We start from the raw sequence: 25,589 nt of genomic DNA, 5'->3' as shown, positions 1-25,589 counted from the left end.
CCAGCGGGCTTGGACACTATGCATAAGGGCTATGCACAACGGTTAGATGTGTCTCCGCTATCGCTTGCGATTAAAGAGCAGATATTTCACCAGCGCGGCGACGCCGAGCAGCAGGAGCAATATCACCAACAGGCCAACGAGCCCCATCCCCCACATCATCGCCCCGCCACAGCAAGCCATCATTTCGTTCATCATCGTTTTCCTCAGCCGGTTCGTGTTCGCGTGCTAACAGAATAGATGCTCCGATACGTTGAGTACGTCAGGCCTTGTCCAGAACCATGCGGTCCTGATCCCGGAACGCGATCAAAAGCAAGCTGCTAGCGAAGATCACGAGTGAGGGATAGAAGAAAACGTTACTGCCTTCGAAGACCCAGCCCCATGGGTCAATGACAGACTGCATCACCGCCAACAGCGAAGCACCGTTGAGTAACACTTGTACGGGATAGACCCAGCGGCGTGCGAATCCAACGACTATCGCCACGCCAACAAGCATTTGCAGGACTCCACCCAGACGCAGCGCGTTTTCCATGGCCAGGAAACCAAAATAGTATTTGTTGGCGATCGCCATGCCATGTTCGGGGTTGAATGCCTTGTCGGCCCCCCAGATGACTAGCAACCAGCCAAGTGATGCGCGGAGAAAAAGCAGTGACCAGGTTTTCATTATGTGTCCTTTAGCTTTTATGCCGAGCGTAGGCCCGGGATTGGTCCAGTCCGGCGTTTCTGCCAGACACGGGTTGGCTTATGACTGGCGGGCCCCACCCAAGCGCCACCAGTGAAAGCGTGCCACCCAGCGCAAAGCAGCGGCCGGGGCATGGGCGCGCTTCCATTCGCCTGCCACCGATTTGTTGGCTTCGGTCAGCGTTGGATAGACATGAATGGTTCCGAGGATCTTGTTCAAACCGTAGCCGTGCTTCATCGCGGCGACGTATTCGGCGATCAACTCGCCGGCATGCGCGCCGACAATGGTTGCGCCGAGAATCCGATCTTTGCCTGGTTCGGTAAGGACTTTGATATATCCATAAGCGGCGTCATCGGTGATGGCGCGATCCAGTTCATCAATGCCGAATCGGGTCGTTTCGTAGGGAATTTGCTGCGCCTTGGCGTCTTGCTCATTGAGCCCTACCCGTGCGACTTCAGGATCGGTGAACGTTGCCCAAGGGATCACCCGATAATCGACTTTGAACCGTTTAAAGCCACCGAACAGTCCGTTCACCGCGGCAAACCAGGCCTGGTGCGATGCGGTATGGGTGAATTGATAAGGGCCGGTCACATCGCCGACCGCAAAAATATTGGGAAACCGCGTGGCCAGATACTCATCGGTCTCCAGGGTCCCCTTAGCACCTAGTGCCAGCTGCAGCGTTTCTACCCCGAAGCCGCTCGTGTTTGGCGCTCTGCCCAACGCGAACAGTACTTCGTCGAAGGGCAATACAACGTCGCTCTGGTCCGCCTTGTTTTTGCAGACTAGGTATTTATGCCCTTCGACTTCTTCGAAGCGCTGGGCCTCGTGGCCCAGGCGCAAGTCAATACCATCGGAGCGGAGGCTAGCCTCGACCGCTTCGCTGGCGTCCGGATCTTCTTTGGGAACCAAGCGCTGGTTTCGCTGCACCAGCGTCACGCTGCAACCCAAGCGCTGCAGAGCTTGCGCCAGCTCGCAGCCGATCGGGCCACCGCCAAGCACCAACAACCGCCTGGGTTGCTCGCGCAACGTCCAGAAGTTCTCGGACGTTAGCGGAGTGACAAGCTCGATGCCTGGAATATCCGGAACAGATGGTCGCGCCCCAGTGGCAATCACGATGGATCGGGTGCTCAAACTGCGCCCTCCAACCTCTACGGTCCACGGTGAAGTGATCGTTGCTTTGCCTTCGATAACTTCGACGCCAAGATCTGTATAGCGCTCAACCGAGTCGTGGGGCTCAATCTGCGCGATAGAGCGCTGCACACGCTCCATCACTGCGGGGAAATCCACCTCGCCCGTAACGCGCTTAAAACCGAGGTGTTCCGCCCTCTTTAATTCATGCGCCATCTTGGCGGAACGAATCAGCGTTTTCGATGGCACACAGCCCGTGTTCAGGCAGTCACCACCCATCTTGTGCTTTTCGATCAGCGTGACCTTGGCCTTGACCGCCGCCGCGATATAGGCAGTTACCAATCCTCCCGAACCAGCACCGACAACCACCATGTTGCGATCAAATTGCTTGGGTTTGGTCCACCCCGCATAGACCTTGCGCGCTTTGAACAGCCCAAGCAGTTTCCGTGAAATGATCGGCAGCAACCCAAGCAGCACGAAGGCGCCCAACACCCCGGGTGAAAGTACGCCGCTTAAGGATTCCAATTCGCTCAGTTCACGCCCGGCATTCACATAGATAAGCGTACCGGGCAGCATGCCCAGCTGGCTGACCCACCAGAAGGTTCGCACCGGCAACCGGCTCAGCCCCATAGCGAGATTAATGAGAAAAAAAGGAAAAACCGGCACCAGTCGTAAGGCGAACAAGTAAAACGCCCCTTCACGCTCCAATCCTTGGTTGATGCTCTTCAGGCGTTGCCCGAATCGATGTTGCACCCAGTCGCGCAAAAGAAATCGGCTGATCAACATGGCCAACGTAGCGCCCAGGGTGGAGGCTAACGAAGCCAGTAGCGTGCCGCCTAACAGGCCGAACAGCGCTCCACTTGCTAGCGTCAACAGGGCCGCGCCAGGTAATGAAAGGGCGGTTATCAATACATAAAACAGAAAAAACAGACCCGCTGCCATTCCAAAATTTGCCTCAACTTGAGCATCCAGAGTCTGCTGCTGCGCTTTCAGATAGTCCAAGTCCAAGTACTGGCCAAGATCGAAAAACCAGAACACTGCTATGAAGCAGACAACCGCCCCAAGCAGGGAAAGCTTACGTAAATTCATTATGATGAATGCTCGTTTGCATGGAGATGGGGCATTGTCGAAAACCACCCAACAACGCAGAGGAAGGACTGCCGGGCGAACAAGACAGCAGTCGCTCAGCGTAGGAAAGCGCCGCTGGGCTGCCCGCTGGCCATTGGCGGTGGAAGTCGATTAGAAATGCGGCGTGGTCGTATTGCAAAGCAATGGCTTCTACATACAACCCCTGCACGCGGGCCCTATACAAGGCCCTCGAGCATGGCGTAGATGCGATACGGCTGATGACGCCGTACTGCCCGCCGGTGAAGTTCGGCATACCAGCCGCACCGTTATTGATTACCGCCCCAATTCCCCAGCTCAACGCCACCGGCGCGCAGGTATGGCTGGTGGCAAACACGGAAATTTTCTGCTCATCCATCCAGGCGGTCAGTTGCCGCTGTCGCTCGGGGCGCTGGAGCGCCTGGCGCGAGCATTTCCACCCGGCCAACGAGAACTCATCGCCGTGGCTGACCGCAACCCGGTGTCCCGCCACTTCAAGCAACGCATGTGCCTTCCGCTCCATCATCTTCGCTCGGAGCGTTGGCATGTCTTGCAGTGTCTGCCGTAGGCTCTGGTGAATAAGATTCGACCATTCGACCGTTTCGTCGGCTACCTCATCCGGATAAGCACAGCCGCAGCCAGCTCCGGCATCAACAGCCCGTGCCAGCTCCGTCTCGACATTTCCGCGCAGCAATATATGTCGCGCAGCAAACTGCTCGACCTGTCGAAAAATGGCCGGATCTCGGTCAAACCAATGCAAATCGCCGTTGAATATCACCTGCGCGTGTGGCTCAGCCAACAAAAGCGAATCCAGCGCACGGAGCGCTTGCAGATTGCCGTACAGGCCGCCGATCACATACAGGCTTTCGCATTCATGCTGAGGTGGGCCATTGAACGCATCGGCCTTGATTCGGTAGTCCAACGGGCAGTCTCTACCAGGCCGAATCGCCGCGATATCAGGGGAAGCAGATATGCTCATGGCCGTGCCGCCCCAGCCCAGCGCAGGCTAAACACGCCAGGCAACAAGTAGCCAAGCGTGCAAAGAATCAAGCCATAAAGGTTGGTACCTAGCAGCGACGCATATTTGCCTTCGCCTATGGCCCAGCTTGACGGCACCCATCCGAGCGTCAACGCCAACCCGAGCCCCAAGCCGATCCAGAAACTCAAGTGAAACCCCAGCCGCGTCGGCCGCACCAGCCCATGTAGAAGGAACACCGGGGCCAGGCCGATAACCATGGTGCCGCTAATGGTGGTCGCCTTGAGGATATCGGTACCGGCCAGCATCGGTAGATTGCCGAGTAGTGCGAACGCCACCATGACTGCCATACCCACGCCGATGGCCTTCCGGCCTAGATCGCGCCCCGCAAGCAGTGGCAACTCCCGTCCAGCCAACTTGGCCAGGCTCGAAAACGTTGAATCAAGCGTCGAGCCTGCCGCAGAAACCATAACTACCGTCATCACCAGCAGCGCGATTACACCAGAAGACTTCGCCAAGGCGGCAGGCACGTTGTCCGACGCGCCGACGCCGGTAAGACTGGCGTGTACGCCAATCAGACTGAAGGCCAGAATGGCGAAGAACCCCAACACTCCGGCAATCAGAAAGGATCGGCGCACCGTCTTCTCGTCACTGATAAATCCACGGTCAGTCAGCACCGGGTCATGGAACGGGTAACTGAATATCTGCAGGCCAGCCACCAGTAGGAGGTCAACCCCTGCATCGAGCGCCCAATGACTTGTACTTACCAGAGCCGCCACGCTGTGTTGTGGCAATACCAAGCCAAGAACCCAGACCAGCGCGACCAGGAAAATAACCGCTTGCATCGCATCGGTCAGAATGGAACTGCGCAGGCCGCCACGCAGGCTATAAGCCAGGGTTACGGCTGTGAACAGCAACGCGGCAATGATGAACGGTGGGCTGCCGCTATCACCGTAGTAGCCGCCCACGACTGCGGTGTTGCTCCAGATTTCATTGAATAGCCGAATCAGAATGGCGGCGCTGAACAGGACAGCGGCAGCCCGGCCGTAGTGAGTGCTCAGAAAGCTGACCAGACCAGTCGCGCCGAAGCGCCGCCGCAAGCGGTAGATGACCAGTCCGGCCAAGGGGATCGAGAGCCAATAGGTGGCATAGGCCACCCCCCCGACCAGGCCGTAGCTGGCCCCCAGATTCGCCGCGTTGGTGACGGACTTGGCGAAAATCCAACTAATAAAAATGCTCGATGTCAGCAGCCAGGGCGCCGCCCGCCGCCCCTGGGCATCCTCACCATTAAAAAATCCGCCGAGCGTCACCGAGTGTGGCGACAGCGCGATCATCAGCGCGCCATACACCACCAGAAAACCCCAAAAAAATATCCCGATCAGCTGATGCGATTCCATAAAAACGTCACTCCCCAAGTGCGCCGCCACAACTAGACCCCTGCCCCGCCGTACAGGCATAGCAATGGTCGCGGGTGGTAATCGGGTTGCCCTGCAACACCGAGGGGTGGAGCAGATCGCGCAGGTGCGAGCGATCTCGGCCAATGGTTTCAAACTGCAGGGGCAGATCGAGCATCTGGTTGAAATCGCAGTCGTACAAATAGCCCTGCCAGTCCACGCTAACCAGATGGCGGCACATCACTGCATCGAGGTTCTCGAATCGGAAGCTGTCACGCAGCAATTGCATGTACCCGTTGAACTGGCCTTTGCTCACGAGAGTGCTGCCGAAGCGGGCAATAGGTTGATTGGTGATGGTGAGCAGATGATCGAAACGAATGCCAAAGTCTTCCGCCAGGTGGGTTTTGTAATCGGCTTCGAGCTCAGCCTGTGGAGGCGGAAGATTAGGGCCCTGGGGGTTGTACACCAGATTGAGGAGCAATCCGCTGCCCTCGGCAGCGTAGCCGAGGGCATTGAGCTTCTGCAGCCCGGTGATGCTGGCATCGAAGACACCATCCCCGCGCTGCCTGTCGACATTGCCACGTGAATAGCAAGGCAAGGACGCAGTGATCTCAACCCCTTGCTCAGCAAGAAACTCGGCGAGGTCTTCATAGCCCGGTTCGGAAAGAATCGTCAGGTTACAGCGATCGATCACCCGCAACCCCTCGCCACGGGCATGCACAACTAGCTGACGAAATCGTGGGTGCATTTCCGGCGCGCCGCCGGTGAGATCGAGAGTCTGCACGGAATGAGCGTCGATCACCTCGCGCAGCAGCGCCAGATTCTCATCGCTCATCGCCTCCTTTCGAGTTGGGCCTGCATTGACATGGCAATGAAGGCAACGCTGGTTGCAGCGGTAGGTAAGATTCACCTGCAGAGCCTGCAGATCACTACGCCGGATCGATGGAAAGCTCAAGGCATCAAGCAAAGGAAGAGTGGCATGCATTGCGGTTGTCCAGCTCCTGAATTGTAATGTTGGAGTCGAGAAGCACCTTGGCGTTACAGGCAATTTGTTGGATCTGTTGATATTGCCGGCGAGCCTTTCCGAGCAATGCCTGGCTCGCTTCCTCAGCGGCGGGTGCTGCGGAAGAGCTGCGGTAGCATCCGGTCGAGCTTGAAATCTCGTGCTTCGCGAAAGGTCTCGAGCCCCAGCGTCATGCCTAGATGACGCGCTGCAGGCTGGGCACGACAAGTGCCGAACAACCGGTCCCACCAAGGCAAGTTACAGCTGAAATTAGTATCGGCCTCTTGGCGCACTAGAGAATGGTGCATCCGATGTATATCTGGTGCGACGATGAGCAGTCGCAACCGGCGGTCTATCCACTACGAAGAACAAAACTGCACCGCGATGCGCCTAATCTCGTAACTGCGCTAATCGTTCCGGTCCTCACCGCATGGTTATCACGCAGGGAAGCCGGACGGTCTCGTCGGGTAACGACAAACAGCCACATGCATCGAGTACCAAGATAGCGAGCATCACCATTCATTTATGCAGCGATGCGTCGCTGGTTATCTCATGAGCAGCTTATTGTCTCGACGATGCTGCCAAAGTTCGCCACGGTCACGTCTGGCTCGATTTCCCATGGATCAAAGACCGCCTTCGGGTCACGGCGTAGCCAGGCCGTGCGCAGGCCGGCGTGCGCAGCGCCAAGAATGTCGAAGGGATTGCCTGATACTAGATAAACCTTCGACGCCGGTAAGTCGCAGACGCGAAGAAGGTGGGCATAGACTTGCGGGTCGGGCTTAAACGAGCGTACATCCTCGACGCTTACGACACCGTCGAAGTAATCGAGTATTCCGGCCCGCCGTAGCAGTCGCTCCACAGCCTCACGACTACCATTGGAAAAGGCATAAAGTTTCAAGCCATCTTGGCGAAGCGCTTCCAGGCCAGGCCGGACATCGGGAAACGCATCCAGATCGGCATAGGCTTGCATCGCCAGCTCGACTGCTGCCTCGTCGATATCCACAGCGGCTTCACGACAAGCGAAAATAAGGGCCTGGCGGGTGCAGACGGCAAAATCACAATAATCATGCATCAACCCACGGCGGAAGCTGTATTCGAGCTGCTTTTGTCTCCAAGCGCGGGATATCGCAGGGGCCTTTTCACCGATCAACTCTGCCAATCGGGCCGAAACCGCTTGGGTGTCGATCAACGTACCGTAAACATCAAACGCAATCGCATGGCTCATTGCCTCTCTCCTGTTTGACCGCATTACTTACTAAGTTTTGGTCGTTAATCCAAAGCCTTTGAAATTGGCCATCGCCAGATCAACGACGATGAGCAACTCCTGTTTGGGTAAACCAGACTTAACTTGGGTGCGCAGGCCAACCATCACGCAGTGCGTGTAAAGCGCCAGCGAATCCGGTGAATGGCTATCGCCTATTTGTCCGCAAGCTTGTGCCTGCTCGAAAGCACGCTCGAATACCTGGCGGAAGCGGCGTGTAGCGAGTTCGATTAGCCCTCGCACCGACGGGTCGCTGGTGGAAAATTCATTCGCCACATTGACTAGCATGCAGCCACGCGGCGTGCCCTGCCCCACCTCTTCGACTACGGACAGTAAGCAGTCATGAATGAAGGACAGCGGGGAACGGGCTTGCCCGAGTCTTTCATACATTTGTTTGGCTCGAGCATCGAAATACCGAGAAAACGCCGCCTCGAATAAGCTCTGTTTGTTGCCAAAGCTCTCATACAGGCTGCTCTTGGATAGGCCGGTGGCCGCAAGAAGCTCCTGCAGGCTCGTGGCCTCATAACCTTTGCTCCAGAAAAGCTGCATAGCGTTTTCTAAGACAAGGTCGGGGTCGAAAATTCGTGGGCGTCCGCGGTTCATGACCGCATTATGGACCGATCATTTCATAATTCAAGTCTAAGCTCCCAGGCATACACACGCCTTGGGGCCCGCTCAGAGTTTTGAGCAACGCAGTGTTGATCACTTGACATAAGGACCGATCAGTCCAGAATGAACGAAGGATCATCGGCCCCGATGCCCCGCTCTTGATCCACGATCTATCACTTGCAGAGGAATGAATCATGCTCAGCGAATATAAAATGAAGCTTCCTGAAGTAAGCCTCGACCACGCCGACGGCCGCGCTCGCGCGGTGCTAGAAAAAGCTAAAGCTCAGGTCGGATTCATCCCGAATATGTATTCGCGCATGGTGAATTCGCCAGGCCTACTCGATACCTATCTGAACGGATATAACGCGTTTCGCGAAGAGTCGGGGTTCACCCCTGCAGAGCAGGAATTGATCTTTCTTGTGATCAGCCGCGAAAATGGTTGTGAGTATTGTGTATCCGCACATAGCACCCTCGCCGACATGAAGGCCGGCCTGGCCCCTTCGGTCACTGATGCGGTCCGCGACGGGACCCGGATTGAGGATCCGAAACTAGCGGCGCTGGCTAAGTTCACGGCCACAATGTTCGACACCCGTGGCTTGCCTTCGCAAGGCGCGGTAGAAGAATTTCTGACGGCAGGCTACAGCGAGCGGCATGTGCTGGACATTGTCCTCGCGTTGTCCGTCAAGACCTTGAGCAACTACGCCAATCACCTGTTTCATACGCCAGTAGACAAGATGTTTGCAGGCCGGACCTGGCAACAGAAATGATGAAATGACTGTCGCTTTGCCTGGGTGGCTTCACGGTCAGCCTGCAATGTGGGCACTTTCCGCGACGCCATCGGGCTCGATCCGTTCATGGCGGGCCTGCTCGCCTCGGTGCTGGCGACCCGGGTGACCTTTGTCCCCTGTTTTCTGTGGATCTTCATCGGCGCGCCCTATGTCGAGTCTCTGCGGGACAACTAGGCACTTGGCGCAGCCCTGTCAGCGGTCACGGCGGCTGTCGTGGGCGTGGTGCAGAACCTCGCGATCTGGTTCGCGCTCCACGTGGTGTCGCTGAGGTCAACGTCGTCCGGTCCTTCGGATTGAAGCTGCAGGTACCGGTGTTTGCCACACTTGACGTAGCCAGCCTCGCCTGTCGACGGGGGCTTTTGTGGCCATGCTGCGCTTTCATGTCGGCATGATCCCGGTCATATTCGTCAGCGCCGCGCTGGGAGCGGGCTGGTATATGCTGGCGCGACGGCTACCTCTGCAAGAAGACTCGACCTGGGCCTATACAGACATGTCAATGAAGGCCGTGGAAAGCGTCCCGCGAGTTCTTGCAGGCAACTCAAAGCCTCATGACCCTACCCCGCGCAGCAGGACAACTGGTTAATATCCGTTGAAAAAGTCTGCGCGGCCAGCTTCAAGCCCTCGACCATCGTCAGGTAGGGAAAGAGCTGGTCGGCCAGATCCTGTACCGTCATGCGAGCACGGATGGCGATCACCGCGGTCTGGATGATTTCGCCCGCTTCCGGTGCCACTGCCTGCACGCCAAGCAGGCGGCCCGAGCCAGCCTCGGCGACAAGCTTGATGAAACCCCGCGTATCGAAGTTGGCGAGCGCGCGCGGCACGTTGTCGAGCGACAGCGTACGGCTATCAGTCGCAAAGCCGGCGCGCTCGGCTTCTGCCTCGCTGTAGCCAACGGTGGCGACCTGCGGATCGGTGAACACCACCGCTGGCATGGCATTCAAATCCAGCTCCGCATCGCCACCGGTCATGTTGATTGCCGCGCGAGTGCCTGCGGCAGCTGCGACGTAAACGAACTGTGGCTGGTCGGTGCAATCGCCCGCAGCATAAATGTGCGCTGCACTGGTGCGCATGCCCTGATCGACCAAGATGCCGCCCCGCTGATCCCTTTCCACCCCAGCACCTTCCAGGTGCAAGTCCTCCGTGTTGGGTGAGCGTCCGGTGGCTATGAACAGGTTGTCAGCCAGCAAATCGCCCTTTTCAGTCGAAAGGACGAACTCGCCGCGGGTATATGACACAGCGCTGGCCTGCGTGTGTGTCCAAACTTCGATGCCTTCGGCCCGGAAAGCGGCTGTCACGGCCTCGCCTATCGCTGGGTCTTCGCAGGAGAACAGCGTGCGCCGGGCAAGAACGGTGACTTGGCTGCCCAAGCGGGCAAATGCCTGCGCCAATTCCAGCGCGACGACAGACGAGCCAATCACTGCAAGCCGTTGTGGAATGGTCTTGCTGATCAACGCCTCGGTGGATGTCCAGTATGGAGTACCGTCGAGACCGGGGATCGGTGGGATGGTCGCGCTCGCGCCCGTTGCGACGAGGCAGCGGTCGAAGGTCACTTCTCGCTCACAGCCTTCGGCTGATGTCACCGTCAGCGTATGGCCGTCCTTGAACCGCGCAGTACCGCGGATAACGGTCACTGCATCGCTACTGTCCAAAATGCCTTCGTACTTGGCGTGGCGCAGTTCCTCGACGCGGTCTTGCTGCTGCTTTAACAGCCGGTCGCGAAGTACGGTCGGAGCTGCTGCCGAAAGCCCTTCATCAAATGGACTCTCGGCGCGTAGATGAGCAATGTGCGCGGCGCGGATCATTATTTTCGACGGTATACAGCCAGTGTTGACGCAGGTTCCGCCAATGGTGCCGCGCTCGATCAGGGTGACGTTCGCACCATTCTCGGCAGCCTTGAGAGCAGCTGCCATGGCGGCTCCGCCACTGCCGATGACGGCAACGTGCACCGGTTGCGCCCTGCCCGCCCGCATCGTTTGCCTGCTTGGCGCCTGGACGAATGGACCGGCAGAGTTGCCGACGACCTGCGCGCGATAACCGAGCGCCGCAACCACCGCGATAAGCAGCTCCAGGCCAACATGGCCATTGGTCGCTATCGCTGCTACCCCCTGCGGATAGGAAAGGCTCACCGAGCGCACGCCCGCCACCTTCTGCAGTGCCTGCTTGATATGTTCCGCGCACGATCCGCGGGTCATGTACTCCACGTTAAGCTGGATCATTAACTTTCTCCCTATGGGCATCGGCTGTGCAACACCCACCGGCTTTACGCTTTTCATGTACGGCGTAAAGGGTTAGGGCAATGAAGGCTGCTAAAGCCGGCAGCAGCACATAATCCAAGTGCCCCACCAAGGCGGATGAGCCGACAACCCCAAGGAGGACTACCAACACGGTTGTTACACAGACCACCGCCAACACCGATCCGGTCAGTCCAATTTTCATCAACGTATCGGAGTTGGCCATTGTGGCTTCTCCTTGATCGACGCCGGATAACCTGCGTTCGCGGTGGCTTTGATAAGCGCTTCCACACTGGTCCTGGCATCGTCAAAGGTGACGATGGCTTCACGATTCTCATAACTCACATCGGCGCCAGTCACGCCATTAACCTTGGTCAGTGCCTTTTTCACCGTTAACGGGCAGGCGGCACAGGTCATGCCAGGCACCGACAGGGTGATGGTTTGGGTGGCAGCCCAGATCGGCGCGGCGATGATGCTGGAGAAGATAAAGAAGAAGGCTGCGAGCACTTTTTTCATTGCGAAGTCCTGATCAGTAAAACAAAGGAAGAACGTAGGGGAAGCCAAGCGCGACCAGTACCAAGAACGCCACCAGCCAGAACAGCAACTTGTAGGTGGTGCGGATCCGTGGGATGGCACAGACCTCGCCCGGCTCGCAGGTTTGGACCGGACGGAAAATGCGCCGATAGGCAAAGAACATCGCGATCAGCGCCCCGCCAACGAAAAACGGTCGGTAAGGCTCTAGAACTGCCAGATTGCTGATCCATGCCCCGCTGATGCCTAGACTGATCAGAATGAGAGGTCCCAGGCAGCAAACGGAGGCGAGCATTGCGGCAAGTCCCCCAGTGATTAGCGCCGCACGACCGCTTGGTGGTCCCGTCATGGCTTCTTCCTTCCTATCGATGAGTGGATGGCCTAAGCTTCCTTCCGTAGTCAGCTACGGAGTCAAGCCTTATGAAAACAAAGCTCGACAACCTCACCATCGGGGTTTTCGCCAAGGCAGCCGGCGTAAACGTAGAGACCATTCGGTATTACCAGCGCAGGGGCCTATTACCCCAGCCGGAAAAACTCTACGGAAGTATTCGCCGCTACGGCGATTCGGATATAGCGCGCGTCAAGTTCATCAAGTTTTCGCAGCGCCTCGGTTTTAGCCTGGACGAAGTGGCACAGCTGCTTACGCTCGAAGACGGAACGAATTGCGCTGAAGCGGCGGGAATTGCAGAGCACAAGTTGGCGGATATAAGGTCGCGCCTGCAGGACCTGAAGCAAATGGATGCGGTATTGTCTAGGTTGGTGCGTCAATGCCACCACGGAGATAACAAGGTCTGCTGCCCCCTGATCGCCTCTTTACGGCAGGCCGCGAATACCGCTCGTTTTGCTTGATCTTATGGTTACTTGCTCCCCCGCCCAGGCCTGGGCCCAGCAAATTCTGCTGCAGTATTCTTGTTCATATCGCCTCTGGTCTGGCTAGCCCTTGAAGCCTCTCATGGCTAGCCCAGCACCGCCGAGCGCGCCTGCTGAAGTAGTCATTTGCTCCACCATCCCATTTGGGCTCATAGCGGGACCTGCGAAAGCTGCTCACCTCAACTGTCTATCATTCGATGACCGCTAGTCGCGATTGTGCATTGATAAAACGCAAATGACACAGCGGCAAAAAACCGAGTGATGCCTTGATAGGCGATAAGGCGCCGTACGTTGGTACGGTGCTAACGCTGAACGCTTTGTGTATGTGGGTATCAGTAAATAGACAATCGTTGCCTCTGGGCTCAGAGGCCGCTCGCGTTCCCAGCCCCAAGGGCATAACTAAGCGGCTTGGGATCCATCGTCGATGGAGGTTCTAATGACCGATAGATTGCTGGCAGGACAGCGAGCTTTAGTCACCGGGGCGAGTTCCGGAATTGGCTGAGCAATCGCCTGCGCGCTTGCAGACGCGGGCGCGGCGGTCTTGGTTAACTACCGTTCCAACCAGGAGGAGGCCGAACGGGTGGTGACAAATATCACTCAGCGTGGCGGTAAGGCTTTTGCGGTGCAGGCGGACGTGGCCAAACCTGGAGATTGCGAGAATATGTTCGGTGCGCTTGAGCAAAAGCTGGGCGGCGTCGACATTGTAATCGCAAATGCAGGCGTCCAACGTGATGCTGCTCTCACGGACATGACGCTGGAGGATTGGCATACAGTTATCGAAGTCAATCTAACCGGACAGTTCATATGCGCCCAAGAGGCGGTACGCCGCTTTCGTGATCAGGGGATCGATACCGAGCGTTCGCCGGCGCTGGGTAAAATCATTTTCACCAGCTCCGTGCACCAGGCGATCCCCTGGGCCGGGCATATCAACTACGCCGCCGCCAAGGGTGGGCTGAAGCTGCTCATGGAGAGCATGGCGCAAGAGTTGGCGCCGGAAAAAATTCGCGTCAATGCCATCGCGCCCGGAGCGATCAAGACGTCGATCAATCAGGACGCGTGGGAAACCGCAAAGGCCAAAGAAAAACTGCTAAAGCTGATCCCCTACGGGCGAGTCGGTGAGGCCGAGGATGTCGCCAAGGCTGCCGTTTGGTTGGCCTCAGATGAATCCGACTATGTTGTCGGCACAACCTTGTTTGTCGACGGCGGCATGCTGCTCTACCCCGCCTTCCGTGAAGGCAGCTAAGCGTGGCCCCAGCAAAACCACTAGCAACAGACAAGCCAGAAACTAGGGGATACCAACCTATCCGCGACTACGCCCTGATGGATTGTGTCGCCCTCAACGCGCCAGCCTGGTCGGTGCGTCTCGTGGAGAGCCTAGAGGGGCGCAGCGAGCTTCGCGTTGAATATCGAAGCGCCGCGCAGGCATTGGTAGAGGTTTCAGCCAGGACAGCGAAGCGCCGATGCTCTATTGCGATTCGGTGCCGACTGCTGGAGCTCCGATGCTGGACGCGGTGCTGACAGTAGTGGCTGGCGAGCGGCGAGTGTTCGTCATCGCCCCGAAATCGGTTGCTGCTCGCGCCCCTCTGGCATGGGCCGGCCGGTTGCAGGCCATAACGCGTGCTTTCTGGGACGCAGTGGAGGCGGTGGATGAACAATTACGTGTGGGTGACCACGTTCACCTCTACCTCACTGAGGAAGGTCTTCCGGGTGGCCAGGGTACGTTTCTGATCTGCAGCTTCTGGCTGGTTGATGCGCTAATGATCCGTGGCCGTACCGAGGTGACGCGCGCATTGTTCGAGCGGCTTTTGACCAAAGCCAACGACGTCGAGCTTTATGCCGAGGAAGTCGATCCGATCAGCCGGACCGTACTTAGCAACTATCCCCAAGCATTCACCCATCCGGCGCTGATCAACAGCGCTACCCAATGGCGGCTCCATGAGGAAGGCGGGGCCGAGGCGCTCAGCGGCACTCATGCTGACCGTTCGAAACGAGCCGCTGGGCGGATGGTTCATAAGCAGGCTTTGCGGCGCGACACCATTGAGGTGCCGGAGGAATCTGAATCCAAGCGATCCATTCTGTATCTGCGGGACTTGTTAGAGGCAGGCCCCCACGCTCGATCACCAAGAGGAGGAAACCATGACCAAACAATACGGGCTTATCGTTATCGGTGCGGGGACGGCAGCCATGGGAGCTGCAGTGCGGATTCGGCAAGCCGGCCGCACAGTGGCCGTTATCGACTACCGACCGTTTGGAGGGACCTGCGCCCTGCGTGGCTGTGACCCGAAAAAGATGATGATAAACGGCGCCCACGCGCTGGATCATGCGCGGCGCATGCATGGCAAGGGCGTTACCGGAGAGGTGAGCCTCGACTGGCCGGAATTGATGGGTTTCAAGCGCAGCTTCACTGATCCGGTCCCTGAAAAGCAGGAACGCCGCTACGCCGACAAGGGCATCGATACCTATCATGGGCGCGCCCGGTTCACCGGTCCCAATACGCTCGACGTCGAAGGCCAGTCACTCGAGGCGGAGAATATCCTTATCGCTTCGGGTGCGGAGCCGATTCCGATGGGCATTCCCGGTGAAGAGTATTTGATTACCAACGAAGGGTTCCTGACCCTGGAAAAACTGCCGAAAAAGATCGTCTTGGTCGGCGGCGGCTATATTGCAGCAGAATTTTCGAACCTTGCCGCCCGGGCGCGTGCAGAAGTTGTGGTCCTGCAACATGGTGCTCAGATGCTGAAACACTTCGATCCGGAACTGGTCGGTTGGCTGATGGCATCGTTCAAGGAGGCAGGGATCCAGGTGCACACCGGGACACAGGTCGAAGCCATCGAGAAAAGTGGCGAGGGTTACCGGGTGCAGGCGGCCAGCGGGGCGCAAAAGCTGCAGTTCGAGGCCGACTGCGTGATCCATGCCGCCGGACGGGCACCCGATCTTGACGCCCTGAATCTTGAGGCTGCAGGAGTCGCAACGGAAGGTGGCAAACTCAAGCTCAACGAGTATCTGCAAAGCGTCTCCAACCCCGCCGTTTATGCCGCAGGCGATGCTGCCCAGATAGGCCCACCCCTCACGCCGGTGTCGAGCCATGACGCCAAAGTAGTCGTAGCGAATTTGCTAGAAGGTAATCATCAAGTGCCCAACTACCAGGGCGTTCCAAGCGTGGCCTTCACGATCCCACCCATTGCGAGCGTCGGTTTGAGCGAGGCGCAGGCACGTGAGCAGGGCCTCAAGTTTAGTCTCAAAAGTGAACTGGCCTCCGGCTGGTTCACCGCGCGGCAGGCCGCCGAGTCGGTATATGGATTCAAGGTGCTGGTCGAGCAGGAATCCGGCCGGATACTTGGCGCGCATCTGGTGGGACCAAATGTCGATGAAGTGATCAACCTGTTCGCCCTGGCGATCCGTCATGGGCTGAAGGCTGACGACATCAAATCGACAATGTTTGCCTATCCCACCGGCGCCTCCGATATCGGCTACATGCTGTGAACACCGGACCCAGCCTCGTGATGAGATCTGGCGAAAATGAGTAAAGCTTTACAGCGCGTTCAGGGCTGGGCCAAGGCGCTTAAGCGTCAGGTCATGGTGTTGTGGTTCGCCTGTAGGCATCCGGCCACACCATGGCTGCCCAAGCTGGTGGCCATTGCAATCGTCGCTTACGCCCTGAGCCCCATTGATTTGATCCCAGACTTCATCCCGATTCTAGGCTACTTGGATGACGTGATCTTGTTGCCGTTAGGGATCTGGCTCGTGATCCGTCTATTGCCCCCTCTGGTCCTGGGGCATCGCCGTCAGCAGGCCGCCGACTGGGAGCGCAGCCAGTCACCGCGCCCGGTGAGTAAGAGCGCGGCGATTGTGATCATGCTGATATGGCTGTCACTAGTAGGAGGGATCTGGGCACTAGTCGCGCGCGATTGAGCGAAACCGTCGCAAGCGGCGAACCGATGCAGCCTGCAGAAAATGGCAGCCGGAGATGCTCGCCGCTGCTAAACGCAGAAAAGGCGGATGGCTCAAGCGTTTTGCTCAAATTGACCGCCTTTAAAAAAGTAACTGCTGAAAACAGCCTGCAACATGTGGCTATCTCAGGCCATCCCTAGCAATAGTCAATGACCTCCGCTGAACGATGGCTATTATCGGTCACTTATTTTTTAGTGATGGAGGTAATGGTCGAATCCATACCTTTGGAAGTGAACTCAAATTCCACTTCGTCGCCTTCTTCGAGTTGTTTGAGTTGTTCGGATTCGGCTTTGAAGCCCATTGTCATCGACGGCCAGCTGAGTTCAGCCACCGGCCCATGAGCGATGGTCACAGTGCCCTTGTCCGAGTTGATCTTCTTCACCGTGCCGGTGGCCTGAGCGGTTTTGGCATCAGCTTTGTGTTCCATCGGCATGTCTTTCATATTTTTGTGATCCATGGACATTCCTTCCATCTGCTTTTGCTCGGCATAAGCGGTGGGTACCAGGGCAAGTGCAGCGAGGATGCAAAGGGTGGTTTTCATGGTTGTACTCCGGTTTCATCGGTGGGTTGCGATTGCTTGAGGGCACGGATTCGTCGACGGTGCATCAATAGATACGCTGCCGGCAGGACGAACAGGGAAAGCAACGGCGCGGTGACCATCCCACCGACCATCGGTGCCGCGATGCGGCTCATGATTTCACTCCCGGTACCGCTGCCCAAGAGGATAGGTAGCAAACCGGCGATGATGACCGCGACGGTCATTGCCTTGGGTCGCACGCGCTGGACCGCGCCTTCGCGGATCGCATCGAGCAATGCATGCTCATTCTGCGATCCAGCATCCACACGATCAGTCCATGCGTTCTTAAGGTAGAGCAGCATGATCACGCCGAATTCGGCCGAAACCCCGGCTAGGGCGATAAAGCCGACCCCGGTCGCTACTGATAGGTGAAAGTCCAGCAGGTAGAGGAACCAGACACCTCCCGTCAGGGCGAAAGGAAGGGTGGCCATGATCAGCAACGCGTCGCTGAACCGAGCAAAAATCAGGTACAGCAGTACGAAGATAATCACCAAAGTAGCCGGCACCACGAGCTTCAGCTTTGCGTTGGCACGCTCCATGAATTCGAACTGGCCGGAGTAGCTGATGCTCATGCCGCTCTCGAGCTTCACCTCGTCGTTGACTTTAGCGCGGAGCTCTTTCACGACCGTGGCCATGTCACGGTCACGCACGTCGACATAGACCCAGCCGGTCAGGCGCGCATTTTCGCTCTTCAGCATCGGTGGGCCATCGGTGACCTGGACGGTTGCCACCGTTCCCAAAGTGATCTGGCTGCCCTGCGGGGTGTAGATTGGCAGGTTGCGCAAGTCACTCAGCGAATCACGCCATTCGCGCGGGTAACGCAGGCTGATCGGGTAGCGTGCCAGCCCCTCGACCGTCTCCCCGATATTCGCGCCGCCTATTGCTCCGGAGACGATGGCTTGCACCTCAGCTATGTTCAACCCATAGCGCGCGGCAGCCGCCCGATCAATATCGACATCAATATATCGCCCGCCTGTCATCCGCTCCGCCAGCGCTGAGCTGACCCCAGGCACCGTCTTGGCGATCCGTTCCACGGCCTGGGTAGTCTTGTCTATTTGAGCCAGATCAGTGCCGTACACCTTGACCCCGATGGGGCTCTTGATTCCCGTGGCGAGCATGTCGATACGGTTGCGGATCGGTGGAATCCATAGATTAGCGAGGCCCGGCACCTGTACTGCCTGGTCCAGCTCCTTGACCAGCTTATCCGGCGTCATGCCGGCGCGCCATTGGTCCCTTGGCTTGAACTGAATGGTGCTCTCGAACATGGTCAGCGGTGCCGGATCTGTCGCGGTATCGGCGCGGCCGGCCTTGCCGAACACATGGGCGACCTCGGGCACGGTCTTGATCAGGCGGTCGGTTTGCTGCAGCAGCTCTGATGCCTTCTGTGGCGAAAGGCCCGGCAGCGCGGTCGGCATATAAAGCAGATCACCTTCGTCCAACGGCGGCAGAAATTCACCACCAAGGCGAGCAACGGGCCAGAGACCGGTGAGAAATACCAGGACAGCCACCAGGAGGGTTGCCTTCGGCCAGCGCAGCACGGCGTTCAGGGCCGGCTGGTAGACCCAGATCAGCCCCCGGTTGATCGGGTTGCGGTGTTCATCGGGAATTTTTCCTCGGATCCAATAGCCCATGAGCACCGGGACCAGCGTCACCGAGAGGCCGGCGGCCGCCGCCATGGCATAGGTCTTGGTGAATGCCAGCGGGCCGAATAATCGTCCTTCCTGAGCCTCAAGGGTAAATACTGGAATGAAAGACAGGGTGATGATCAGCAAGCTGAAGAACAGCGCCGGACCGACCTCCATAGCCGCATCGGTGATTATCCGCCAATGCGCTTCGCCTTCGAGCTTGCTGTTCGGGTGTTTTTTGTGCCACGCCTCGATGTGCTTGTGCGCGTTTTCGATCATTACGATCGCAGCGTCAACCATCGCGCCGATGGCAATAGCGATTCCCCCCAGGGACATGATATTGGCATTGACCCCTTGCCGCTGCATGATAATGAAGGCGATCAAAATGCCCACCGGCAACGAGACGATCGCCACCAGAGATGAGCGCAAGTGCCAAAGAAACAGCGCGCAGACCAAGGCGACAACAATGAATTCCTCGATCAGCTTGTGGCTAAGATTCCTCACCGCGCTGTCGATCAGCTTGCTGCGATCATAGGTAGTGACGACTTCGACCCCCTCCGGCAGGCTTTTCTTCAGCTCTGCCAGTTTCGTTTGAACGGCGGCAATGGTTTCACGTGCATTTTTCCCGCTACGCAGAATCACCACTCCGCCGACCACCTCGCCCTCCCCGTCGAGCTCGGCAATGCCTCGGCGCATTTCCGGACCGAGCTGGATATGCGCGACATCTCCGAGCGTCACCGGTACGCCGCTGTTGTCCAGGCGCAAAGGAATGGCCCGAAAGTCACTGAGCGTTTGCAGATAGCCAGAGGCGCGGACCATGAATTCGGTCTCCGCGAGTTCCAGCACACTGCCGCCGGTTTCCTGGTTAGCGTCCTCGATCGCCTTGGTGATCTGCTGCTGGGTCACGCCAGCGCTGGCCATGCGGACAGGGTCGAGGACCACCTGATATTGCTTGACCATCCCGCCGATGGGCGCCACCTCGGCGACGTTGGGCAGGGTTTTCAACTCATAGCGCAGAAACCAATCTTGCAGGGAGCGCAGCTGGGATAAGTCGTGGCTGCCCGTGCGGTCGACGAGAGCGTACTGGTAGATCCAGCCCACGCCGGTGGCGTCCGGTCCTAAGGCGGGCTTGGCCGCCGCCGGCAGCCGGCTCTGCACCTGACTCAGGTATTCGAGTACGCGCGAGCGCGCCCAGTAAAGATCGGTCCCGTCCTCGAACAGCACATAGACGTAACTATCGCCAAAGAACGAATAGCCACGCACCGTCTTGGCACCAGGCACCGAGAGCATGGTGGTGGTCAAGGGATAAGTGACCTGGTTCTCGACAATTTGCGGCGCCTGCCCCGGATACGGCGTGCGGATGATGACCTGCACGTCGGAAAGGTCTGGCAACGCATCGACCGCGGTATTCTTCACCGACCATACGCCCCAGGCGACGGCGAATAGGGTCGCTAGCAGGATCAGGAACCGGTTGGCCACTGACCAGCGGATCATCGCCGCGATCATGGCTGACCTCCAAGCTTCTCGATGCGCTTGATCACCAGCCCCTCGTCGCTTTCGCTCACACCGACACGCACGCGATCACCCTCCTCCAGGCCTTCCAGCGGAGCATCGCTTGCAACCGCAAAGGACATGGTCATACCGGGCATGTTGAGCGTTTTGAAGGGACCGTGAGAGAGACCGACCATGCCATCTTCGAGGCTGACGACGGTGCCTTCGGCTTCATGCAGGGCCGGCTCAGCGTCGGGTTGCGCCGCCCCCAGCTCTTGAGCGGTCAACCCGCGCAGGCTCGCTTCGGAATCGAGCAGGAACTGGCCGGACGCAACGACCTGCTGACCGGCTTTCAGCCCCTCAAGCACTTCGGTCTTGTCGTTGTATTCGCGGCCGGTGCGGATCACTACAGGGCGGTAACGGCCTCCTTCTTCGGCTACCATGACCAGGGCGCGCCGGCCGGTACGGATCACCGCTTCGGTCGGTATCACCAGGGCGTCGTCAATATCGCGACTCAGGGTAACTTCAGCGGTCATGCCCGGACGCAAGCGCTGATGTGGGTTGGGTAGTTCCACCCGCACACGTACCGTGCGGCTATCCAGATTGGCTTGTGGCAGCACGGCCTGAATGGTGCCTTCCAACGTCTCGCCAGCAAATGCAGGCAACCGCGCTGTTACCGTTTGGCCTTGCGCAAGATGAGCGACCTGCGCCTCCGGGACTGCGATCTCCAGCCAAACGCTGTCCAACCCATTTATCCGTGCCAGCGGTGCACCCGCTGACATAATCATGCCCTCTCGCACGTCCAGCGATTGGATAACTCCACCGATCGGGCTCGTCACGGTCCAGACTGGTCGAGCTTTACCACTGCGTTCGAACTGTGCGATGAGGTCTGATGGCATACCGGCCAGACGCAAGCGCTGGCGAGCCGCTGAAAGCAGCTGCGGCTGACCGGCTCCCCGTAACGCCAGATATTCTTCCTGGGCTGCAGCCCACTCGGGCACAAAGAGATCGGCAAGCGGCGCGCCCTGCTCAATAACGTCTTCGGGCGCATGCTCGTAGACCCGCTCGACGAAGCCGCCGCTACGCGCCTGGACTATCGCCACATCACGCTCATCGAAGGTCAGCGCACCTACCGCATTGAGTGACTGACTAATAGATTCGCGCGTGGCGGTAGCCAGGCGCATGCCGAGATTCTGCATGATGCTGGAATCAATCGTCATGGACGCACTATCGCCACCCTCATCGGCGTATCGCGGCACAAGGTCCATATCCATGAAAGGTGAAGGGCCAGGTTCATCGAAACGCTGCTGCGGATACATGGGGTCGTACCAGTACAACACTTCCTTGTCCTTTTCCTCGGCGGCTTGCACGCTCCCAGCCATCAAGGGCAGAGCAACGAAGCCTGTCGTATTGATAAGCACCGGGAGGCTTATGAGCAGCGCCAGCCGCTTAAGTCGAAATATCATGGTCGGGTATCTCCAAAGGCGAAATGCAGGCTGGCGTTGCTCTGGGAGCGATCACGGGCAATATCGATGCGCCGCAAACGGGTCTCGATCAGCTGGCGGCGGGCGTCGATCACAGCGGTCAGTTCGCCGCGGCCGCCGCGATAGTCCGCCATGGCCAGGCGTACCTTTTCTTCCGCGAGCGGCAACAGGGCTTGCTCGAGACGAACCAGCGCTCGATCGAGGCGCTGATACTCAGCCAGGTCCGCAGAGAGCTCCTGGTTATGCATGCGCAACGTCGTCTCGCGCTCTGCCTCAACTTGCGCAAGGCGGGCGCGCTCGGCGGCAATCTTCGGATCCTGGCGGGCGCCGGCGAACAGCGGCAAGTCAAAGCTAACGTTTAGACTGACCATGTCGCCAAATTCCCGGCCGCGCTTCTGATAATCGACGCCCCAACTCCAGTCCGGCGTCTTTTCGGCGATGGCCTGGCGTACGTTCGCCTCCGCCTGACGGGTCAGGGGATCGAAAGCCAGCAGGCTCGGATGACGGTACAGGTTGTGCTGATAGTGTTTAAGGTCGGCCAGCCATTGCGGCCAGTCTCCAGTAAGCGGCTCGCTTGCAGCATCACCGATCCAGCGCCGGAGTTCGGCACGGGCAATTGCCTCATCACGCAGAAGTTCGTCCTCCTGCTCGGCCAGTAGTGCCGCCTCTTGCTTCGGCGATACAGCGTCCACTGCCAAGCCACGGCCACCTGCAATTCGCGCGGTGATCGCCCGGGCAAAAAGGCGGTTCTCGCTAAACAGCTCCCTGAGCAGGGTCAGCTTTTGCTCGACCGCCAGGACGGCGATCCATGCCTCGGCAGTTTGCTGGCGTACCTTTAGCCGCTCGATGGTTTGCTGAACGTCAGCCAGCGCGACACCAGCCTTTGCGGCCTCGACACGTGCGCGGCGCTTATCGCGGTTAGGAACGTCCTGCACAATTCCAATCATGCGCATGGTCATCGCCTCTTCATCCAGGCGCCAGCGCGCGTCGCCTTCGATAGGCACGTTTTGAAGCCCGAGTTTCAGCTTGGGGTCGGGTAGCTCGCCGGCGGGGATGGCAGCGCTTCGCGCCGCTTGGAGATTCGCCGCCTGGGCATCCAGCGAAGGGGCTTCACGTTCGGCCAGGCTCATCGCCTGCTCCAGCGTAAGAGCGGTTGCCAGCCCGGGAAAAGCCAACGCGCACGCCATCAGGGCAGCCGCATGTCGGCGCGCCCAAAAAAATCGGAGTTTCATTGAGAAGTTATTCCTGATCTTCCATGCGAGCCGAAAGGTTCGCAGTAACCAGCCCGATGCTTAAAACTTCGAGATGGTGCTTAGGATGTGATCGGAATCAGGCCCGGGGGGGATGCCAGACGGCATCGGGCGCAAGAGAAGGAATGAGGTCAGTGTAAGGGGCCGAAACGTGCTGCCCAAGGACCACCAAGGGCGCTTTCATGCTTACGACTTTCAGCAGACTGCTGGTCTTGCATTCCTGACCAGTCTTGCAGACGGTAGGATCGCCTTGCTCGTGCTGCCCACAGCATTCATGCTCGGCGTCGGCCATGGACATGTTGGTCATACTAGCCTGATGGTGCATCTGCTGTATCGGAGAAGATCCGGCTGTCATGAGTATCTGCGCCATTCCCGTCACGGGAAGCGCGATGCTCAAAATCACTAAAAGGCAGAGCCGGATACAGATTTTCATAACCGGCGAGTCTATTAAAGGCCAGTCCAAACCGCAAGCGCCGCATCGCCTGTTCGGTCGGATATCGGCGCCGGGCGACCTGCCCCAGGACGTAGGCCAAGCGTTATTATTGGAGAAATACATTGTCATCTCGAATATCACCAGCCGAATATCCGTCGATTGCCTCACACGCAGCCATCGGTGACGGGCGCTCCATGGCCCTGGTAGGGTCGGACGGCAATATCGAATGGTTCTGCCCGGGACGCTTCGATGCTGCCCCGCTGATCTGGCCATTGCTTGACCGTCAGCGTAGCGGTCGGCTTCAGCTGAAGGCGCAGGAGGCTGACAGCCGAATCCGTTACCTGGACGAAACCGCCATCCTCGAATTCGACATCAAGGGCTCGACCGGTCGGGCGCGGGTGACGCTGTGCATGGGATGGCCGGAATCAACAGACGGGCAGCACCTTCTCTGGCAGATAGAGGGCGTTGCCGGACACTGCGACTTCGAGCTGATCTTCGAGCCTCGGCCAGATTTCGGAAATATGCCCGGCGAGGCGAGCCTGTCAGCCGAAGGGCTCTCTTTCGGCTATCAAGGACAACAGCTACTGCTTCATGCAGATTGCCCGCTCCACCCTCATGGCGATGGCTGGGCCGGGCAGCTATCGGTGGCTGCTGGCGAGCGGCGGCGCTTGCATTGGCGGCTCCTAGCTGGCTTGTATAGTGGATTCGGCTCGGCGCACGTCTTCTAGCAGCAGATGGATCTGCTCCGCGATGACGTCAGGATGATCCTCTGGAGTGAAATGCAGGCCACCCTCAATGCGCAACAGCGGAGCCTTTAGATCCCGGGCGAAGCGCTCTCCATACTCAAGCTTCTGAAACTTGTCATCTGCCCCCCAGACCACGCGGGCCGGTATGTTCAGCGACGGCAAGGCATCGGCAACCGCCAGGGTATCGTTCACATCCAGCGCCTCGACCTGACGGATTAAGCTCGCAGCTCCCTCATGCCGGGCGTAGCGTTGCCAGTGCAGATCCAGGGATTCGCTGGCAAGCGCGTTGTCGTCATGTCCGCGGTACATCATGGTGCGAAGAATCTGCCTCCCCGCGGTGTCCGGCAGATGTTTGACTAATGCTGCCGCTGCGTTTAACGCCTTGACGCTAGGAATCGGCCATGAGTCGTAACCAATAGAATTGGTTAGCAACAACCCGGCGCAGAGTCCCGGTTGACGCACCGCCGCGATCTGCGCCACACCACCGCCGAGATCGTGTCCGACAAAAACCGCTCGCTCGATACCTAGATGCTTGAGCCAGGCCACTAGATAATCGGCCTGCCGCGCAACCGAGATATCGTGCCCCTCGCCCGCTTTCATCGAGTCGCCATAGCCAACCATCTCGAAAGCCATACAACGGACGCCGCTAACCTTCGGCATTACGTGGCGCCACAACACCGGGGAGGTCGGAATGCCGTGGATGAAAACGACAGGAAACCCCTCGCCCTGCTCGGTCCAACGCATAGTGATGCCGCCAATGGTTGCGGTTTGGTTTGTCATAATTTGCCTCTCTTCGGTCGGGGCGCTGTCTGGCGTCTGAGGCCTTTCGGCAGCTACAGAACGACCAAGCATGAACGCCAATGGCTGTATTCCAAGCTGCTATGGGCGATTCGCCAGATAATTGGGGTTAGCCACAATCCACGCTGTTACACCTGTGACAAAGACAGTGCTCGGAAATTCGGGTACGAATAGCCCCGGTTAAGCGTAGTCATTGACCTAAACCAGATCAGGTTGTGCCTAAAGTTCTCCTTATCGATCAGGAGGAGATAGATTGTTGCCAGAAGCGCACGGGGGTAATGCGTAGGAATCCGCCAAGCAGAGGGAGAATTGTTTTTCAGGGTCCACGACACATCAGGCAGAACTTCCACCGAAATAAAGTTGGACCGACCCGGACTTCGACACAAAGGAACAGACCGATATGAGGCGTAGACAGAATCGCTTCAGTAAGCCGAGCGGCCTATCCATGGCCTGTCATCCTTCGCGGCGTCGAGCGATGAGCCTGTCAGCTCCGGGCCATGGCATGGACAACATATGAGCGATGCACATCGAGCTGTAGTGGTCAACCCATCCCGGACAGTGGGTTAAGTTTTTCTTCGGCCACCGCAGGCGGCAGCCCGTCGTTGAATTGATGCGGTCTGATCCAGTTGTAGCGATGCATCAGGTAATGGCTGATGTCTC

General features: G+C 58.3%; 25 protein-coding genes and 1 pseudogene. 9 read left to right on the top strand and 17 right to left on the bottom strand.

From position 1 onward, the window contains the following. Positions 1–57: 57 nt before the first annotated feature. From BHD08_RS23290 to BHD08_RS22025, 8 genes are all read right to left on the bottom strand, one after another. Positions 58–192, bottom strand: a complete 135-nt coding sequence (locus BHD08_RS23290; RefSeq protein WP_256678758.1) for a hypothetical protein — start codon at positions 190–192, stop codon at positions 58–60. 67 nt (positions 193–259) lie between these two features. After that, on the bottom strand, positions 260–661 hold the full coding sequence (locus tag BHD08_RS22055) for a DoxX family membrane protein (RefSeq protein ID WP_125025026.1): 402 nt from the start codon (positions 659–661) through the stop codon (positions 260–262). 78 nt (positions 662–739) lie between these two features. Next, complete coding sequence (locus BHD08_RS22050) at positions 740–2,896, bottom strand: FAD-dependent oxidoreductase (RefSeq protein WP_125025024.1); 2,157 nt, start codon at positions 2,894–2,896, stop codon at positions 740–742. Continuing rightward, entirely contained in the window at positions 2,883–3,833 is a 951-nt protein-coding gene (locus BHD08_RS22045; protein WP_125025022.1) for a hypothetical protein, read from the bottom strand. The genes BHD08_RS22050 and BHD08_RS22045 overlap by 14 nt, the downstream gene beginning before the upstream one ends. A gap of 53 nt (positions 3,834–3,886) precedes the next feature. Further along, positions 3,887–5,284: a sodium:solute symporter gene (locus BHD08_RS22040; RefSeq protein ID WP_125025020.1), complete on the bottom strand. Its 1,398-nt coding sequence runs from the start codon at positions 5,282–5,284 to the stop codon at positions 3,887–3,889. Positions 5,285–5,291: 7 nt separating this feature from the next. Then, a complete protein-coding gene (gene arsS / locus BHD08_RS22035; RefSeq protein ID WP_125025018.1) occupies positions 5,292–6,266 on the bottom strand; it encodes an arsenosugar biosynthesis radical SAM (seleno)protein ArsS in 975 nt (324 codons plus the stop codon). A gap of 568 nt (positions 6,267–6,834) precedes the next feature. Next, positions 6,835–7,509 (bottom strand): haloacid dehalogenase type II, encoded by a 675-nt coding sequence (locus tag BHD08_RS22030; RefSeq protein ID WP_125025016.1) that lies wholly within the window; start codon positions 7,507–7,509, stop codon positions 6,835–6,837. Between the two features lie 30 nt (positions 7,510–7,539). Beyond that, positions 7,540–8,094, bottom strand: coding sequence for a TetR/AcrR family transcriptional regulator (locus BHD08_RS22025; RefSeq protein ID WP_125025014.1), 555 nt, complete (start codon positions 8,092–8,094; stop codon positions 7,540–7,542). 254 nt (positions 8,095–8,348) lie between these two features. On the opposite strand from BHD08_RS22025, the gene BHD08_RS22020 reads away from it, so the two are divergent. Both BHD08_RS22020 and BHD08_RS23000 read left to right on the top strand, forming a co-directional pair. Beyond that, positions 8,349–8,921, top strand: a complete 573-nt coding sequence (locus tag BHD08_RS22020) for a carboxymuconolactone decarboxylase family protein (RefSeq protein WP_125025012.1) — start codon at positions 8,349–8,351, stop codon at positions 8,919–8,921. A gap of 48 nt (positions 8,922–8,969) precedes the next feature. After that, positions 8,970–9,116, top strand: coding sequence for a hypothetical protein (locus BHD08_RS23000; protein WP_160128689.1), 147 nt, complete (start codon positions 8,970–8,972; stop codon positions 9,114–9,116). Between the two features lie 380 nt (positions 9,117–9,496). On the opposite strand, the gene merA is transcribed toward BHD08_RS23000, so the two are convergent. From merA to merT, 4 genes are read right to left on the bottom strand one after another with little or no spacing between them, the layout of a single operon-like run. Beyond that, complete coding sequence (gene merA, locus BHD08_RS22015; protein WP_125025010.1) at positions 9,497–11,158, bottom strand: mercury(II) reductase; 1,662 nt, start codon at positions 11,156–11,158, stop codon at positions 9,497–9,499. Continuing rightward, positions 11,145–11,399, bottom strand: a complete 255-nt coding sequence (gene merF, locus BHD08_RS22010) for a mercury resistance system transport protein MerF (protein WP_125025008.1) — start codon at positions 11,397–11,399, stop codon at positions 11,145–11,147. Before merF ends, merA begins: the two co-directional genes overlap by 14 nt. Further along, positions 11,378–11,689 (bottom strand): mercury resistance system periplasmic binding protein MerP, encoded by a 312-nt coding sequence (gene merP, locus BHD08_RS22005; protein WP_125025006.1) that lies wholly within the window; start codon positions 11,687–11,689, stop codon positions 11,378–11,380. The genes merF and merP overlap by 22 nt, the downstream gene beginning before the upstream one ends. A 13-nt stretch (positions 11,690–11,702) precedes the next feature. Continuing rightward, the gene (gene merT, locus BHD08_RS22000) at positions 11,703–12,053 is read right to left on the bottom strand and encodes a mercuric ion transporter MerT (protein ID WP_125025004.1); all 351 of its coding nucleotides are present in this window, start codon (positions 12,051–12,053) and stop codon (positions 11,703–11,705) included. Positions 12,054–12,124: 71 nt separating this feature from the next. On the opposite strand from merT, the gene merR reads away from it, so the two are divergent. The 5 genes and pseudogenes from merR (at position 12,125) to BHD08_RS21980 (ending at position 16,486) form a co-directional block, all read left to right on the top strand. Then, positions 12,125–12,553, top strand: coding sequence for an Hg(II)-responsive transcriptional regulator (gene merR, locus BHD08_RS21995; RefSeq protein WP_125025002.1), 429 nt, complete (start codon positions 12,125–12,127; stop codon positions 12,551–12,553). A 457-nt stretch (positions 12,554–13,010) separates the two neighbouring features. Continuing rightward, a pseudogene (locus tag BHD08_RS21990) lies at positions 13,011–13,817 on the top strand (glucose 1-dehydrogenase). A 256-nt stretch (positions 13,818–14,073) separates the two neighbouring features. Next, entirely contained in the window at positions 14,074–14,853 is a 780-nt protein-coding gene (locus BHD08_RS23285) for a hypothetical protein (RefSeq protein ID WP_256678756.1), read from the top strand. Further along, on the top strand, positions 14,759–16,057 hold the full coding sequence (locus BHD08_RS21985; protein WP_256678759.1) for an NAD(P)/FAD-dependent oxidoreductase: 1,299 nt from the start codon (positions 14,759–14,761) through the stop codon (positions 16,055–16,057). The genes BHD08_RS23285 and BHD08_RS21985 overlap by 95 nt, the downstream gene beginning before the upstream one ends. 36 nt (positions 16,058–16,093) lie before the next feature. Then, complete coding sequence (locus BHD08_RS21980; RefSeq protein WP_125024998.1) at positions 16,094–16,486, top strand: YkvA family protein; 393 nt, start codon at positions 16,094–16,096, stop codon at positions 16,484–16,486. A gap of 223 nt (positions 16,487–16,709) precedes the next feature. On the opposite strand, the gene BHD08_RS21975 is transcribed toward BHD08_RS21980, so the two are convergent. Genes BHD08_RS21975 through BHD08_RS21960 form a run of 4 tightly spaced genes read right to left on the bottom strand, consistent with a single transcriptional unit; the run spans position 16,710 to position 22,934 of the window. Beyond that, positions 16,710–17,066: a copper-binding protein gene (locus BHD08_RS21975; RefSeq protein WP_125024996.1), complete on the bottom strand. Its 357-nt coding sequence runs from the start codon at positions 17,064–17,066 to the stop codon at positions 16,710–16,712. Next, entirely contained in the window at positions 17,063–20,233 is a 3,171-nt protein-coding gene (locus BHD08_RS21970; protein ID WP_125024993.1) for an efflux RND transporter permease subunit, read from the bottom strand. Before BHD08_RS21970 ends, BHD08_RS21975 begins: the two co-directional genes overlap by 4 nt. Next, complete coding sequence (locus tag BHD08_RS21965; protein WP_125024991.1) at positions 20,230–21,684, bottom strand: efflux RND transporter periplasmic adaptor subunit; 1,455 nt, start codon at positions 21,682–21,684, stop codon at positions 20,230–20,232. The genes BHD08_RS21970 and BHD08_RS21965 overlap by 4 nt, the downstream gene beginning before the upstream one ends. Then, complete coding sequence (locus tag BHD08_RS21960) at positions 21,681–22,934, bottom strand: TolC family protein (RefSeq protein WP_125024989.1); 1,254 nt, start codon at positions 22,932–22,934, stop codon at positions 21,681–21,683. The genes BHD08_RS21965 and BHD08_RS21960 overlap by 4 nt, the downstream gene beginning before the upstream one ends. 169 nt (positions 22,935–23,103) lie before the next feature. Between BHD08_RS21960 and BHD08_RS22995 the strand changes: the two genes are divergently transcribed. Beyond that, the gene (locus BHD08_RS22995; RefSeq protein WP_160128687.1) at positions 23,104–23,358 is read left to right on the top strand and encodes a hypothetical protein; all 255 of its coding nucleotides are present in this window, start codon (positions 23,104–23,106) and stop codon (positions 23,356–23,358) included. Between the two features lie 149 nt (positions 23,359–23,507). Continuing rightward, positions 23,508–24,113 carry a trehalase-like domain-containing protein gene (locus BHD08_RS21950; protein ID WP_256678755.1) on the top strand — a complete coding sequence of 202 codons (606 nt, stop codon included), beginning with the start codon at positions 23,508–23,510 and terminating at the stop codon, positions 24,111–24,113. Here the strand turns inward: BHD08_RS21950 and BHD08_RS21945 are convergent. Beyond that, positions 24,069–24,911, bottom strand: a complete 843-nt coding sequence (locus tag BHD08_RS21945) for an alpha/beta fold hydrolase (protein ID WP_125024983.1) — start codon at positions 24,909–24,911, stop codon at positions 24,069–24,071. The genes BHD08_RS21950 and BHD08_RS21945 overlap by 45 nt on opposite strands. Positions 24,912–25,589: the final 678 nt, after the last annotated feature.

The organism is Pseudomonas sp. SCT (assembly GCF_003864275.1).
Taxonomy (GTDB): Bacteria; Pseudomonadota; Gammaproteobacteria; order Pseudomonadales; family Pseudomonadaceae; genus Stutzerimonas; species Stutzerimonas stutzeri_AE.
This window is presented reverse-complemented; position numbering and strand designations above follow the sequence as displayed.

Coding starts and splice junctions, on each gene's coding strand:
- BHD08_RS23290 (WP_256678758.1), bottom strand. CDS start 192: ATGAACGAAATGATGGCTTGCTGTGGCGGGGCGATGATGTGGGGGATG.
- BHD08_RS22055 (WP_125025026.1), bottom strand. CDS start 661: ATGAAAACCTGGTCACTGCTTTTTCTCCGCGCATCACTTGGCTGGTTG.
- BHD08_RS22050 (WP_125025024.1), bottom strand. CDS start 2,896: ATGAATTTACGTAAGCTTTCCCTGCTTGGGGCGGTTGTCTGCTTCATA.
- BHD08_RS22040 (WP_125025020.1), bottom strand. CDS start 5,284: ATGGAATCGCATCAGCTGATCGGGATATTTTTTTGGGGTTTTCTGGTG.
- arsS (WP_125025018.1), bottom strand. CDS start 6,266: ATGCATGCCACTCTTCCTTTGCTTGATGCCTTGAGCTTTCCATCGATC.
- BHD08_RS22030 (WP_125025016.1), bottom strand. CDS start 7,509: ATGAGCCATGCGATTGCGTTTGATGTTTACGGTACGTTGATCGACACC.
- BHD08_RS22025 (WP_125025014.1), bottom strand. CDS start 8,094: ATGCAGCTTTTCTGGAGCAAAGGTTATGAGGCCACGAGCCTGCAGGAG.
- BHD08_RS22020 (WP_125025012.1), top strand. CDS start 8,349: ATGCTCAGCGAATATAAAATGAAGCTTCCTGAAGTAAGCCTCGACCAC.
- merA (WP_125025010.1), bottom strand. CDS start 11,158: ATGATCCAGCTTAACGTGGAGTACATGACCCGCGGATCGTGCGCGGAA.
- merF (WP_125025008.1), bottom strand. CDS start 11,399: ATGGCCAACTCCGATACGTTGATGAAAATTGGACTGACCGGATCGGTG.
- merP (WP_125025006.1), bottom strand. CDS start 11,689: ATGAAAAAAGTGCTCGCAGCCTTCTTCTTTATCTTCTCCAGCATCATC.
- merT (WP_125025004.1), bottom strand. CDS start 12,053: ATGACGGGACCACCAAGCGGTCGTGCGGCGCTAATCACTGGGGGACTT.
- merR (WP_125025002.1), top strand. CDS start 12,125: ATGAAAACAAAGCTCGACAACCTCACCATCGGGGTTTTCGCCAAGGCA.
- BHD08_RS23285 (WP_256678756.1), top strand. CDS start 14,074: ATGCTGGACGCGGTGCTGACAGTAGTGGCTGGCGAGCGGCGAGTGTTC.
- BHD08_RS21985 (WP_256678759.1), top strand. CDS start 14,759: ATGGGAGCTGCAGTGCGGATTCGGCAAGCCGGCCGCACAGTGGCCGTT.
- BHD08_RS21980 (WP_125024998.1), top strand. CDS start 16,094: ATGAGTAAAGCTTTACAGCGCGTTCAGGGCTGGGCCAAGGCGCTTAAG.
- BHD08_RS21975 (WP_125024996.1), bottom strand. CDS start 17,066: ATGAAAACCACCCTTTGCATCCTCGCTGCACTTGCCCTGGTACCCACC.
- BHD08_RS21970 (WP_125024993.1), bottom strand. CDS start 20,233: ATGATCGCGGCGATGATCCGCTGGTCAGTGGCCAACCGGTTCCTGATC.
- BHD08_RS21965 (WP_125024991.1), bottom strand. CDS start 21,684: ATGATATTTCGACTTAAGCGGCTGGCGCTGCTCATAAGCCTCCCGGTG.
- BHD08_RS21960 (WP_125024989.1), bottom strand. CDS start 22,934: ATGAAACTCCGATTTTTTTGGGCGCGCCGACATGCGGCTGCCCTGATG.
- BHD08_RS21945 (WP_125024983.1), bottom strand. CDS start 24,911: ATGACAAACCAAACCGCAACCATTGGCGGCATCACTATGCGTTGGACC.